We start from the raw sequence: 13,423 nt of genomic DNA, 5'->3' as shown, positions 1-13,423 counted from the left end.
TGCACCCGGGCGCGTGGTCGAGCGCCAGGCTGACGGATGACCGTCGCTTCATCGCACGCAGGCGACGACGTCGGCGACGCGGGAGAGAGTGAGCAACGACGTGATCCCGCAGGAAGCCGTGAGCCCCCTGATGCGTCGTCCATGATCGGATCGCTGAGGGGCATCGCGACCGCGACCCTCGCTTCCGCCGACGGAGGCGCCACCGTCGACGGCGGGGCCGCCCCTGGCCGCTCGGGCTGGACGCCGAGGGAACGCGGAACCGCCGCCGTCGAGGTGACGACGGCGGCGGTCCGAGCGGCGGTGCGGATGGGTCAGGGCGTGCAGGACACGTTGCCCACGACGTCCTTCCCGGAGTTCGAGCAGCGCAGCGTGTTGCCGCTCGTCGCCCATGTGGACGGCTGGTGCAGGTACACCGGTGCGTCCGTCGTCTTCAGGGCGAGGTTGCCGCTGATGGTGTTGTCGTTGCCCGAGCCGTCGGCCCGGGTGATGACTGGTAGCCGTAGGTGGTCGTGCCCGAGGCGGAGTTGCCGGCGGCCAGCCAGCCGTTGCCCGAGACCAGGATCAGCGAGACGACGTCGCTGGCCAGTCGCGTGCCTCCGACGACCGTGTTGCCGAGGATGTTGCCGTCGAGCGTCCCCTCCTTCGCCTCGATCGGCTCGGCCCCGGTGTCGGTGATGCTGTTGTCGACCACCGCGATGCGGGCCGTGCGGTCCGGGTTGCAGCCGTTGTACTCGCACCAGTTGCGGTCCGAGGTGCCCACGTAGACGCCCTCGCCGTACTTGGCGGCGACAAGGCCGGTGCGGCGGATCGTGCTGCCGACGATCAGCGAGTCGGTGGTCTGGCTGCGGAAGTGGACTGCCTCGTAGCCGATGTCGGTCACGGTGAGACCGGCCATCCGCACTCCGCTGCTCGCGAGCACCTGGATGCCCTGGAACGAGCTGCGGACGGCGAAGCCGACGAGGTGCACGTCGCTCACTCCATTGAGCAGCAGGGCGGTGCCGCTGGATGTCGAGCCCGAGGACAGGACCGCGTTCGGGGAGCCGCAGATCCAGATCGAGCCGGACTGGGCCGCCGTGCCGCGCAGGGCGAACTTGCCGGTGTACCAGCCGTCGTCGAGGTGGATCACCTCGTTCGGGGAGGGCGAGGCGAGAGCTGCGGCCAGCTGGGCCGAGTTCGACACGGTCGTGGTCGCGGCCGGGCAGTCGAAAGCCGCGAGCAGAGAGGTGCGGGTGTCGATCAGCTCGGAGGCGGTGGTCGTCGGCTCCGTGAGACGGGAGTGGCGTCCGGCGTCATCGGTGGCCGACACCCAGTAGGTGTAGGCCCGTCCGGCCGCGGCGGTCTCGTCGCGGTACTGCCGCACCGGATCGGTGATCGTGGCGAGCACGGTCGAGCCCGAGCCGTCCTGAGCAGAGCGGTGCACCTCGTACGAGGTGATCCGCGAGCTGAACGGAGCGTCCCACGACACCGCGTAGCCGTCGGTCAGGGGCGAGAGCTCCACGCGGTCCGTCGCGAGCCCGTCCTCGGCGAGGACGAACGCGTCGATGATCAGGTTCTTGTCGGTCGAATTCGCGTTCTTGGTCCCCGTGTACGAGATCTTGACGGTGTGCGTGCCCTCGGACAGGCTCGTCGTCTCGTAGACCGGCACCTGGTACTGCGCGCTCGCGCTGTACCGGTCGACCTTGGTGACCGGGCCGCCGTCGACCGAGACCGCGGCGATTCCGGACGAGGAGGTCTTCCGGCTGATCCAGCGCCACGAGGTGCCGACGAACGTGAAGGACACCGAGCCCGCGGAAGTCAGGTACTTGATCGCTCCGCCGCTGTCGCCGCCGCTCATCGACTTCCACGAGCCGCTGTAGACGAGGGCCGGGTCGGTCTCCTCCACGGTGAGGCTGCTCGTTCCGGACGGATCGAGGACCCGCGCGGTGCTGCCTCCGCCGGTCTCGCCCTGCTCGACCTGCCCGGAGGAGCGGGTGACGTCGACAGCATCGATGACGAGGTTCTTGTCGGTCGCGGAGGCGTTCGCCCTGCCGCTCCAGGTGATCTTCAGTGTGTGGACGGTGTCGGCCAGGTCCTTCTTGGTGAAGACCGGCACCTGGTAGGCGGTGGTTTTCGTGTAGCGGTCGACCGAGGTGCTCGCGCCGTCGAGGGTCACCGTCGCGATGCCTGCCGAGGGGGTGGTGCGGCTCAGCCAGGTGACGCCGGTGCCGCGGAAGCTGAGCGAGACGGAGCCCGTGCTGTTCAGGAACCTGATCCCGCCGCCGCTGTCCCCGCCGGTCATGGTGCGCCACGAGCCGCTGTAGCTGAGCGAGGCGCTGCCCTCCTCGACTCGGACCGTCTTGCCCAGCCCGGGGTCGAGGGTCGCCGCCGAGGCGGCCGGCACGGTCAGCGGGGCGAGCAGGATGCCGAGGGCCGCGACCAGCGCGGTGGTCAGGGTGAGGCGCGCACGCCGTCGGCGGGCACGTGGCGGGTGGGACGCGTTCAGCGGGTTCACGATCGGCTCCGGGGTCATCGAGGGTGCGGCGACAAAGTTACGAGCAGGAATTCTCAAGGGGTGGCACTCGTCTTTCCGACGCTATAGAGGGGCTTCTTCGCTTTCGCTGCGATGAGAGGGATTCAGGTCGCGATCCCCCCGTTCGGGTGGGGCTCGCCGTTCGTCGGTGATTGTTCTCCCGGTGGAAGAGGGAATCGCCCGCCGCGCGTGTCGGCGCCGTGGTCACGTCATGGTGATCGATGGTGCTGAGAAGTCGTCGGAGCGGTGACCCACTCGGTGTCGATCCGTTGTTCTGCTCGAATTCCACCAGAAGTGGTCCTCTGTCCGCGGAACAGTGATCCTCTCCGCCCCGGACTGGGTGGATCCCGCCCTGGTCGGGCCGACCCGTGAGAATTGACCCCCCGTTCACCGGGCCGACTCCGCGGCGAAACACGGGAATGATGGGGTGTTCACTGGTGAGCACCGGTGCGCCCGCTCACGGAGGATCCGCCGCGGGAGAGCGGTGGTGCCGACGAGAGGGAGGACGAGATGGACGCTGCGACGACCACCCCTCAGCAGGCCGTCCCCGCCGCCGGACGCGGACGCCGCGTCCGGTCGGTGCTCGCGCGCCTCCTGCTCGTCCCGCTGGTCGTCCTCGCCCTGTTCGGCTCGGGGATCCCGCTCTATGTTGCTCCTCCGATCGACCCGATCCCCGAGCAGGCCGACGCCGTGTTCGTCCTCGGCCCCTCGACCAGGGCGCGGGTCGAGTTCGCACGCCGCATCATCACCTCCGGGGCCACCGACACGATGGTGCTCTCGGTGGGCCCTCAGGAGATGGCGGCGCCCTATGACGAGAAGAAGTACAAAAAGTGTAACGAGCCGGGCGGAGACGTCCTCTGCTATTCCGCGGATCCTCTCACCACCCAGGGAGAGGCGAGGAAGTTGCGCGACATGGCGGCCGAAAACGGCTGGGACCATGTCATCGTCATCACGAACTCACCCCACATCGCTCGGGCGCGAATGATCCTCGAGAGGTGCTATTCGGGCGAGATCTCGATGGTTCCCTCGGGGGAGCCGATGGGGCTCGACTATCTGATCGGCCAATATTTCTATCAGACCGGTGGATTCCTCAAGGCCTTCTTCGTGACCGCGAGCTGCTGACATCCGAGTGCGGGCAGTGCCTGCGCTAGTCTGCCCAGAGAACCGACGGCACTGTCATGCAGTCTCGGTGGATCCGATACTTTCACTGCCCGGCCACCCCCACGCGAACCCTCCGAAAGGCCCGCCCGTGACACCTGCCCGATCGATCTTCGCCGTGGGTCGCGGCCAGTACGAGAACATCGGCGACATCATCCTGCGCCGGCAGCTGCTCGACTGGCTTCGCGACTGCGGCCCACTGCACGTCTACGTCGGGCATTCGCCCTGGGGTTACGACGACGGGCTGCGCCTCGGGCCCGACGACGTGGTCTACCGCTCCCTCGTGCGCTGGTACGCGGCTCTCGCCCGCGAGGCGATCGCCGGTCGGGCGCACTCGGTGTTCAAGCCCGGCGAGATCCAGCTGACCCTGATCGGCATGAAGGAGCACCTCGTCATGCTCCCGGGCATCGCACTCGTGCGCCTCGGCGGTGGCCGGGTCGTCCGGGCCGGAGTCGGCGCCCGCAACTTCGCTCCGCTGCCCCGCGCAATCATGTGGCCGTCGATGGCGCTCTCGAACTACACCCGCTGGCGCGACGACAGGACCGCCGCCTACATGCGGGTCGGTGCGGCCATGCCCGACCTCGGCTACGGCGAGGGCGCGAGCGACGACGAGCTCCGCGCGTTCGCCGCGCAGCCGGACGAGGAGCGGCGCGTGCTCGTCCTCTCCCTCCGCGAGGACCACGAGGTGGACGCCCGGCCCTACCCCGAGGAGGAGTGGCTCGCCGCGGTCAAGGGCTACGCCGAGCGCGAGGCGCTGGACATCGTCGTGGTGACCCAGGTCGCCGTCGACGCCGAGCGCTCACGCCGCCTCGCGGCCGATCTCGACGCGGACATCCTCGACTGGGACCCGGCGCACACCCACGACCAGCACGAGATCCTGCTGCGCGAGCTCTACCGCCGCACGCGTCTCGCTCTGAGCGACCGCCTGCACGTGATCATCATGGCGTTCACCGAGGGCGCGGCTCCGGTGAGCCTTCAGATGGACGCGTCCACCAAGTCCTCCCGTCACTTCGAGACCATCGGGATCCACGGCGTCACCGTCGACATGTCGCGCACCGAACCGGAGCGCGGGATCGAGACCATCACCGCCGTCGCGGCGCGCCGGAGCGACCTGCTCGAGAAGCTGCTCGTCGCCAGGGGACGCCTCCGCGGCGTCCGCGACGACATCCAGGCGCTGCTCGCCGTCCCGGCGCGCTCGACTCCCACCGGCACGACCACGCGGGTGCATCACGTGGGCCGTAGCGGCGAAGTGCCGGGAGGCATGACCCAGGTGGTCAACGGCTACCTGCGCTGGCCGTTCGACCGCTCCGATGTGCGGGTCATCCCCTCCAGGTCCGCTCCGGGAGAGCACGTCACCGCCGCGCGGCTCGCCGCCGCCGCCGCCGCGCGCATCGTCGCGCTCTCGCGGCGCGACCCCGGCAGCGTCATCGTCGTGCACCTCTCCGAGCGCGGCTCGTTCCTCCGCGAGGGCTCGCTGCTGCGCCTCGCGCACCGCCTCGGTCTGCGGACCGTCGCGCACCTGCACGGCAGCGAGTTCGCTGCCTTCACCGCCGCGCATCCGCGCCTGGTCGCGGGCGTCCTGCGCAGCGCCGACGAGATCATCACTCTCTCGGAGCAGACCTCGGTGATCTGCCGCCGCATCGTCCCGGCCGAGCGCGTGCACCTCGTGCCCAACGCTCTCGAGCGGGGTACCCCGCGCGAGAAGACCCGCACCGTGGTCTTCGGAGGCGTCGTCAGCCACCGCAAGGGCGTCGACGTGCTGCAGAAGGCCTGGGCGAAAGTCGAGGGAGCCGAGGGCTGGAGGCTGCTGATCGCCGGCCCGATCCGCGAGCCCGAGGTCGTCGACCGCAGCGTGCCGGGGATCGAGTTCCTCGGCTCGCTCGAGAACGCCCGGCTCCTCCAGCTGCTCGACGAGGCGGCGGTCGCCGTCCTGCCCTCGCGCGACGAGGCGATGCCGATCTTCATCCTCGAGGCCCTCGCCCGCGACGCCGCCGTCGTCTCGACCGCGGTCGGCGGCATCCCCGAGGTGCTCGGCGAGGGCTGCGGGAGGGTCGTCGCGCCGGGCGACGTCGACGCTCTCGCGGCGGCGCTCACCGAGCTCATCACCGATGAGGACGCGCGCGCGGCGGTGGTCGCGAAGGCGGGGGCGCGGTTCCGCGAGCGCTTCTCCGCCGACGCCGTCTTCCCCCGCATCGAGGAGGTCTGGCTGGGCACGCCGGCCGCCTGAGTCGCCTGCGACTTCACCTCGGATCCCGTCCGCCTCCCCTCCGGGGCCGTGGGCGCGCGCGGGGAGCGTAAAATCGCTGGAGTCCGCGGCGCCGTGCCGTCGCGAGTCCTCGCCCGCCGGCCGTCCCGAGCGTGAGCACCGACCGCACCCCCAGAGAGGCTCGACCGTGGCCAACGCCAACGCCGCCGACTCCGACCGCCGCCTGTGGACCCTGCCCCTCGCGCGCGCGGTGATCGCGGCCGTCGCCGGCTGCGTCGTCACCTTCTCGCCCGACCACGGTCCCGCCTTCGGTCTCGCCGTGTTCGGCGGCTTCGCCCTCGCGAGCGGAGCGGTCTCGCTCGCGCTCGGCCTGCCCGTCTGGTCGGGGCGCGCCCGCCCGCTCGCGCTCGGCTCCGCTGCGCTCACCCTCGCCGCCGGTGTCGCCGCGCTGATCGCGCTCCCCGTCGCCCACCTGCTCTCCTTCGTCGCGCTCGTCGCCGGCTGGGCTCTGCTCTCGGGCTTCCTCGAGTTCTCGAGCGGACGCCGCGGCCACGGTCTCGCCGCCCGGGACTCCGTGGTCGTCGGGATCGGCACGATGCTGCTCGGAGCGGCCTTCGGCCTCCTCCCGCCGCACCCCGTCGTCACGGTCGGCCTGCTCGGCGCCTATGCCGTGATGCTCGCCGTCTACCTCGCCATCGCGGCGTTCTCGCTCAAATGGGCCGTCGGCGCCGACGCTGCCACCGGACACGATCCCGTCGCCCCCACGACACCGACCTCCGGAGGAGACCGATGACCGCCGAAGGCCAGACCCCCGAGCCCTCGCCCGAGCCTCCGGAGGTCGCCGCGAGCACCTTCCAGCCGACCCGCAAAGACCGCCTGCGCCCGCTCGAACTGATCGGCTTCTCCGCCGTGATGGCTGTTTTCGTCGGCGTCGTGGTTCTGCTCTCCACTCGCGAGCCCGTCGTCGCTCTGCTCTCCTTCGGGATCACCTTCATCATCGTGCTCGTCGCCATCGCGATGTTCTCGCTCACCTTCAAGCCGGACGACGCCGAGATCGCCGACATCGACGAGCAGGACGCGCGGCACTGAGCCTCCCGGGCTGAGGGGTGGCCGCTGCCTCCCCACGGTCGGCGGAGCGGGGAGGCGGGCGTGGCGCCGCGCGGAACCGCTCGGCGCGGGCGGTGCGCCGCGAGCGGGTGGGGCCGGCGGGTGGCCGTGGGCGCTCGCGGCGGCGCGTGCTCGCCGCAGCAGCAGTGTCAGCCCAGGCGGTCGACCAGGGCGGAGGCGAGCCCCGTGTACCCCGCGGGCGTCAGCGCGAGGAGGCGCGCCTTCGCGGCCTCGCCGATGTCGAGGGCCTGCACGAACACCGCGAGGTCCTCGGCGCTGAGGCGCTTGCCGCGCGTGAGGTCCTTCAGCAGCGCGTACGGGTCCGTGATCGACGAACGGCCCGCCGCCACCTCCGCGCGGATCACCGTCTGGATCGCCTCGGCGAGAACCTCCCAGTTGCCGTCGAGATCGGCGGCGAGTGCGGCCGGGTCGAGGTCGATCTCGAGCAGGCCGCGGGCGATGTTGTCGAGGGCGAGGAGCGAGTGCCCGAACGCGACCCCGATGTTGCGCTGCGTGGTGGAGTCGGTGAGGTCGCGCTGCAGGCGCGAGGTCACGAGCGTCTGCGCGAGGGAGTCGAGCAGTGCGCTGGAGAGCTCGAGGTTCGCCTCGGCGTTCTCGAAGCGGATCGGATTGATCTTGTGCGGCATCGTCGACGAGCCCGTCGCTCCGGCCTGCGGGATCTGCCGGAAATAGCCGAGCGAGATGTAGGTCCAGACGTCGGTGCAGACGTTGTGCAGGATCCGGTTGGCGTGAGCCGCCCTGCCGTACAGCTCCGCCTGCCAGTCGTGCGACTCGATCTGCGTCGTGAGCGGGTTGAAGGCGAGCCCGAGCGAGGCGACGAACTCCTCGGCGACGGTCGGCCAGTCGGTGCCGGGGTCTGCCGCGAGGTGCGCGGCGAACGTGCCCGTCGCTCCGCTGAACTTGCCGAGGTACTCGGTGGCCTCGACCTGGGCGATCACGCGCTCGAGTCGATACGCGTAGACCGCGAACTCCTTGCCCATCGTGGTCGGAGTCGCCGGCTGGCCGTGGGTGCGGCTCAGCATCGCCTCGTCGCGGTAGCGGACCGCCAGCTGCCGCAGCGAGCCGGCGACCGAGCGCAGCTTCGGCAGCCAGATCTCGTCGACCGCTCGGCGGACGACGAGCGCGTACGAGAGGTTGTTGATGTCCTCGCTCGTCGCGGCGAAGTGGGTCAGTTCGGCGATCCTCCCGAGCCCGAGTTCCTCGAGCCACTGGCGGACCAGGTACTCCACGGCCTTCACGTCGTGGCGGGTGCGGGCCTCGAGCGCGGCCAGCTCGTCGATCTCGGGCTGTCCGAACTCGCGGGCGCGGCGCCGCAGCTCCTCGGCGGTCGCGGCGTCGACCGGCTCCGAGCCGAAGAGGCGGCGATCGGTCAGGGCGAGCAGCCACTCGACCTCGACGTGCACGCGCGCGCGGTTCAACCCCGCCTCCGAGAGGTGCTCGCCGAGGGAGGAGACGGCGCCGCTGTAGCGCCCGTCGAGGGGGCTCAGCGGCTGGGGGGGGAGCGAGGTCATGCGGTGGTGCCTTCCGGTTCTCGGTGGTCCTGCGCGAGGGCGGCGCCTGAGAGCGCCTCGGCGGGGGCGGACCGGACCGAGCGATTGCCGCGCAGTCCGGGTTCGATCTGGGCGAAGAGTGCCCGGCAGGCGTGTTCGATGAGCCGGAGGACCGAGTCGAACGCCGCCGCATCGGAATAGTAGGGGTCGGGGACGTCGCCCTGCGGAGAGAGGCTCGGTTCGAACGCCAGCAGACGGCGGATCTTCTGGCGGTCGACGTCGGTGCGCGCCCAGGAGCGCAGCGCCCGCTCGTGGCCGTGGTCGAGCGCGACCACGAGGTCGAACTCGGCGAACCGGGACGGGTCGAACAGCTGGGCGCGGTGGCGGCCTCCATCGAAGCCGTGCCGTTCCAGCGCGTCGAGGGCGCGGTGGTCGGCGTGCTCGCCGAGGTGCCACTCCCCGGTGCCTGCCGAGCTGATCTCGATGGCGGAGCCGAGGCCCGCCCGCTCTGCGAGCGAGCGCAACACGACCTCGGCCATCGGCGACCGGCAGATGTTGCCGGTGCAGACGAAGCACACGGCGAAGGCCGAGGGTGCGGGGGTGTCGGGGGTCACCCGCCCATCATGGCGCACCGCGGCTCCTGCACAGCGGGCCGATTCCGGCCGTTCTCCACGGATCGACGGGCCGCTGCCGCGACAGGGAACGCCGCCGCCCAGGCTGGGTCCCGGGGGCGCCGCCTCAGTCCTGACGGCGGCGGAGGAAGGGGCGAAGGAGGAGACCGATGAACCAGTTCACGAGGGCCAGCACGAGGGCGCCCAGCACTCCCCACCAGAACCCGTCGACCACGAGCCCGAATCCGAAAAGGCCGCTGATCCATGCGGTCAGCAGCAGGAGGAGTCCGTTGACGATGAACGAGATCAGTCCCAGCGTGAGCAGATACAGGGGGAAGGCGAGCACTCGCACGGTGCCGCCCACCACCGCGTTGACGAGTCCGAAGATCACCGCGACGAGGAGGTACGTCAGGATCGCCGCGGTCGTCCCCTCCTCGTACGGATCGACGCGCACGCCCGCGACGACGAGGGTCGTCAACCAGATCGCGACTGCGTTGGTCAGGAGGCCGAAGAGGAGTCTGCGCATGCCTCAACTATCCCCGTCGGCGCTGTGCATCGCGAGTCGGCGCCCCGAGCGGGGTGGCCGCCCCGAGCGTGGCCGGAGTCGGCGAGGCGCTGCGGAGCAGGGTGCGCGGGCGTGCGGTGTGACGGCTGTGTCGATCCCTCCGCCTAGCATGGAGCGGGTGACCGACCAGCAGGAGCCTCCCGTCCGCCTCCGCCCCGAGATCCTGGCGCTGCCCGCCTACAAGCAGGGTCGAGCGGGCGATGCCGATGCCGTCAAGCTCTCCTCCAACGAGAACCCGTTCGACCCGCTGCCCTCGGTGCTCGAGCGGGTCCGCGAGGTCGACGACTTCAACCGGTATCCCGATGCGGCCGCCACCGTTCTGCGCACGGCGCTCGCCGCCCAGTACGGCGTCGGGATCGACGAGGTCATCGTCGGAGCCGGGTCCGTCGCGGTCATCGCCCAGCTCGTCAGCGCGGCTGCCGGTCCCGGCGACGAGGTGGTCTACGCCTGGCGGTCGTTCGAGGCCTACCCGTCCCTCGTCACCACGGCCGGAGCGACGAGCATCCGCGTTCCGCTGCGCCCCGACGACACACACGATCTCGACGCGATGGCCCAGGCCGTCACCGAGCGCACGCGCTTGATCATCGTGTGCAGCCCCAATAACCCCACCGGCACGATCGCCACGGCGGACGACGTCGAGGCCTTCCTCCAGCGGGTCCCGAGCGATGTGCTCGTTCTCCTCGATGAGGCGTACGCCGAGTTCGTCGGCGACGACAGGGCGGTCGACGGCGCCCTTCTGCTCGGGCGGTACCCCAACCTCGTCCTCGCGCGCACGTTCTCGAAGGCCTACGGTCTCGCCGGGCTCCGGGTCGGCTACGCGATCGGCCACTCGCGCGTCCTCGACGCCGCACGCTCGACCGCGATCCCGCTCTCGGTGACCAGGTTCGCCGAGACCGCGGCCGTCGCCTCCCTCGAGCACCGCGAGGAGCTCCTCGAGCGGGTGCACCGCATCACCCGCCTCCGCGACGACCTCTGGCGCGCGCTGCTCGACCAGGGCTGGAGCATCCCCGAATCGCAGGCGAACTTCCTCTGGCTCGACACCCGCGACGAGACCGCCGCGGCAGCAGCGGTGTTCGAGCGCGCCGGCGTCATCGTGCGCGCCTTCCCCCCGGAGGGCATCCGCGTCTCCATCGGCGAGGCGAGCTCTGTCGACAAGCTCCTCAGCGCGGCGGGCGAGATTGTGGATTCCCTCCCTGAGGGCCATCGGGCCAGGCGGATAGGTTAGTCGGGTGGTAGCCACCAGTACGGAGTCGCCGACGGTCCAGTTCCTCTCCGCGGACGGGCGGTTCTCACCGACCCCCGCCGCCGAGCAGTACGCGTCCTACCTCGACGGGGTCGACGAGCAGCTGCACCGCTCCTTCTACCGCGAGATGGCGGTGGTCCGCCGCTTCGACATCGAGGCCGCGAACCTCCAGCGCCAGGGTCAGCTCGGCCTGTGGGTCCCGAGCCACGGGCAGGAGGCGGCGCAGGTCGGCTCCGCATTCGCCATGCGCCCGCAGGACCACGTGTTCCCCTCGTACCGCGAGCACGTCGTCGGCAAGATCCGCGGCGTCGACCTGTTGGGCGTGCTCGCCCTGCTGCGCGGCACGACCCACGGAGGCTGGAACCCGAGTGACCCGGCGAACGGCAACTTCCACCTCTACACCCTGGTGCTCGGCTCACAGGCCCTGCACGCCACCGGCTACGCGATGGGACTGACCCTCGATGGAGCCACCGGCACGGGCGACCCCGAGAAGGATGCGGCGGTGGTGGTCTACTTCGGAGATGGCGCCTCCAGCCAGGGCGACGTCAGTGAGGCCATGGTCTTTGCCGCGAGCTACCGGACGCCCGAGGTCTTCTTCCTCCAGAACAACCACTACGCGATCTCGGTGCCCGTGGCCACGCAGTCGCGCAGCCCGCTCTACCTCCGCTCCTCCGGCTTCGGTATCCCCGGAGTCCAGATCGACGGGAACGACGTGCTTGCCAGCTTTGCCGTCACGGCCAAGCACCTCGCGACGCTCGCTCGGGCGGTGGGCCCCAGTTCATCGAGGCGCTCACCTACCGGATCGGGGCGCACACCTCGAGCGACGACCCCACGAAGTACCGCACCGACGACGAGCTCGCCTCCTGGGTCGCCAGAGACCCGATCACCCGCTTCGCCGCCTACCTGCGCGGCGAGGGTGCGTCGCAGTCCTTCTTCGACGAGGTCGACGAGGAGGCTGCCGACTTCGCGGCCGACATCCGCCGCCGTCTCCTCACGCTCGAGCCACCGCCCTCCGAGGTGATCTTCGACCACGTCTACTCGGAGCCCCACGCGCTCGTCGAGGAGCAGAAGGCGTGGCTCCAGCGCTACGAAGAATCGTTCGGAGGCGAGTGATGACGATCGACACCACGACGGCGGCTGCGCAGACCGCGCTCACCGGGACTCAGCTCGAGTCGATGTCCATGGCCAAGGCGCTCAACGCCGGTCTCCGCCGGGCGATGACGCACGACGACCGCGTCCTGCTGATGGGTGAGGACATCGGCCCGCTGGGCGGTGTGTTCCGCATCACCGAGGGGCTGCACGCCGAGTTCGGAGCAAAGCGCGTGCTCGACACGCCGCTCGCCGAGTCCGGCATCGTCGGCACAGCGATCGGCCTCGCGATGCGCGGGTTCCGGCCGGTCTGCGAGATCCAGTTCGACGGCTTCATCTACCCGGCGTTCGACCAGATCACCTCGCAGCTCGCCAAGATGACCAACCGGCACGAGGGCTCGGTCACGATGCCCGTCGTCATCCGCGTGCCCTACGGCGGGCACATCGGAGCGGTCGAGCACCACCAGGAGAGCAACGAGGCGTACTTCGCGCACACGGCAGGTCTCCGCTCGGTCAGCCCCTCCACTCCGAACGACGCCTACTGGATGATCCAGGAGGCCATCGCCTCCGACGACCCGGTCATGTTCTTCGAGCCCAAGAGCCGCTACTGGCCCAAGGGCGAGGTCGACCTGGGCGGATCCGCGGTGCCGCTGCACGCCTCCCGCATCGTCCGCCAGGGCAGCGAGGTCACGCTGGTCGGCTGGGGGCCGATGGTCTCCGTCCTGCTCCAGGCCGCCGAACTCGCCGGTGAGGAGGGCACGAGCGTCGAGGTCGTCGACCTGCGCTCGATCTCCCCGATCGACTGGGAGCCGCTGCTCGCGTCGGTCCGCAAGACCGGCCGGCTCGTCGTCGCGCAGGAGGCGTCAGCCCACGTGAGCCTCGGCTCCGAGATCGCCGCGACGGTCACCGAGCGCGCCTTCTACTCGCTCGAGGCCCCCGTGCTACGCGTCGCAGGCTTCGACACCCCCTTCCCGCCCGCCAAGGTCGAGAAGCTCTTCCTCCCCGACGTCGACCGCGTGCTCGAAGCCGTCGACCGCTCGCTCGCGTACTGACGCGCGCGATATCCCCGCACGAGCCCACAGGAGTCCCGCCGATGACCGAACAGTTCCTCCTCCCCGACGTGGGAGAGGGCCTCACCGAGGCCGAGATCGTGGCCTGGAGGGTCAAGGTCGGCGATGAGGTCGCCGTCAACCAGGTGCTCGTCGAGATCGAGACCGCGAAGTCCCTCGTCGAACTGCCGTCGCCGTTCAGCGGCACAGTGGTCGATGTGCTCGTCGAGGAAGGCCAGACGGTCGACGTCGGCACGGCGATCATCACCGTGCAGGCCGGAGCCGGCACCGTCGGCTCCGAGGTGCCGGCCATCCCGGCGCACCCGGCGCAGGCGGCCACGCCTCCCGCGCCGTCCACGACCGAGCCGGGCGAGG

General features: G+C 70.6%; 11 protein-coding genes and 1 pseudogene. 8 read left to right on the top strand and 4 right to left on the bottom strand.

All coding sequences use genetic code 11. The features are described from left to right. Window positions 1–430: 430 nt before the first annotated feature. A complete protein-coding gene (locus ACH61_RS03635) occupies window positions 431–2,509 on the bottom strand; it encodes a fibronectin type III domain-containing protein (RefSeq protein WP_068208712.1) in 2,079 nt (692 codons plus the stop codon). A 510-nt stretch (window positions 2,510–3,019) separates the two neighbouring features. Here ACH61_RS03635 and ACH61_RS03630 point away from each other — a divergent pair. The 4 genes from ACH61_RS03630 (at window position 3,020) to ACH61_RS03615 (ending at window position 6,962) form a co-directional block, all read left to right on the top strand. Further along, on the top strand, window positions 3,020–3,631 hold the full coding sequence (locus tag ACH61_RS03630) for a YdcF family protein (RefSeq protein WP_068208750.1): 612 nt from the start codon (window positions 3,020–3,022) through the stop codon (window positions 3,629–3,631). Between the two features lie 127 nt (window positions 3,632–3,758). Continuing rightward, window positions 3,759–5,894 (top strand): glycosyltransferase family 4 protein, encoded by a 2,136-nt coding sequence (locus ACH61_RS03625; RefSeq protein ID WP_132505061.1) that lies wholly within the window; start codon window positions 3,759–3,761, stop codon window positions 5,892–5,894. A gap of 166 nt (window positions 5,895–6,060) precedes the next feature. Continuing rightward, window positions 6,061–6,666 carry an aromatic acid exporter family protein gene (locus tag ACH61_RS03620; RefSeq protein ID WP_068208708.1) on the top strand — a complete coding sequence of 202 codons (606 nt, stop codon included), beginning with the start codon at window positions 6,061–6,063 and terminating at the stop codon, window positions 6,664–6,666. Continuing rightward, the gene (locus ACH61_RS03615; protein ID WP_236713526.1) at window positions 6,663–6,962 is read left to right on the top strand and encodes a hypothetical protein; all 300 of its coding nucleotides are present in this window, start codon (window positions 6,663–6,665) and stop codon (window positions 6,960–6,962) included. Before ACH61_RS03620 ends, ACH61_RS03615 begins: the two co-directional genes overlap by 4 nt. A 167-nt stretch (window positions 6,963–7,129) precedes the next feature. Here ACH61_RS03615 and purB read toward each other — a convergent pair whose 3' ends face one another. The 3 genes from purB to ACH61_RS03600 form a co-directional block, all read right to left on the bottom strand. Then, the gene (gene purB / locus ACH61_RS03610; RefSeq protein WP_068208705.1) at window positions 7,130–8,512 is read right to left on the bottom strand and encodes an adenylosuccinate lyase; all 1,383 of its coding nucleotides are present in this window, start codon (window positions 8,510–8,512) and stop codon (window positions 7,130–7,132) included. Further along, a complete protein-coding gene (locus tag ACH61_RS03605) occupies window positions 8,509–9,105 on the bottom strand; it encodes a low molecular weight protein-tyrosine-phosphatase (protein ID WP_068208702.1) in 597 nt (198 codons plus the stop codon). The genes purB and ACH61_RS03605 overlap by 4 nt, the downstream gene beginning before the upstream one ends. A gap of 124 nt (window positions 9,106–9,229) precedes the next feature. Further along, window positions 9,230–9,628, bottom strand: coding sequence for a phage holin family protein (locus tag ACH61_RS03600; RefSeq protein ID WP_068208699.1), 399 nt, complete (start codon window positions 9,626–9,628; stop codon window positions 9,230–9,232). 148 nt (window positions 9,629–9,776) lie between these two features. Here ACH61_RS03600 and hisC point away from each other — a divergent pair, with 148 nt between their 5' ends. The 4 genes and pseudogenes from hisC to ACH61_RS03580 form a co-directional block, all read left to right on the top strand. Continuing rightward, the gene (hisC, locus tag ACH61_RS03595; RefSeq protein ID WP_082844985.1) at window positions 9,777–10,892 is read left to right on the top strand and encodes a histidinol-phosphate transaminase; all 1,116 of its coding nucleotides are present in this window, start codon (window positions 9,777–9,779) and stop codon (window positions 10,890–10,892) included. A 4-nt stretch (window positions 10,893–10,896) separates the two neighbouring features. Next, window positions 10,897–12,023 (top strand): annotated as a pseudogene (locus tag ACH61_RS03590) (thiamine pyrophosphate-dependent dehydrogenase E1 component subunit alpha). A gap of 62 nt (window positions 12,024–12,085) precedes the next feature. After that, entirely contained in the window at window positions 12,086–13,051 is a 966-nt protein-coding gene (locus ACH61_RS03585) for an alpha-ketoacid dehydrogenase subunit beta (protein WP_413784020.1), read from the top strand. 41 nt (window positions 13,052–13,092) lie between these two features. Next, window positions 13,093–13,423 (top strand): biotin/lipoyl-containing protein (locus ACH61_RS03580; protein ID WP_330220121.1); only part of this gene is annotated, 331 nt, incomplete at its 3' end.

This window comes from Rathayibacter tanaceti, assembly GCF_001634385.1.
Classification (GTDB): domain Bacteria; phylum Actinomycetota; class Actinomycetes; order Actinomycetales; family Microbacteriaceae; genus Rathayibacter; species Rathayibacter tanaceti.
Note: the sequence above shows the minus strand (reverse complement) of the source record. Positions and strands in the feature narration are given on the sequence as shown.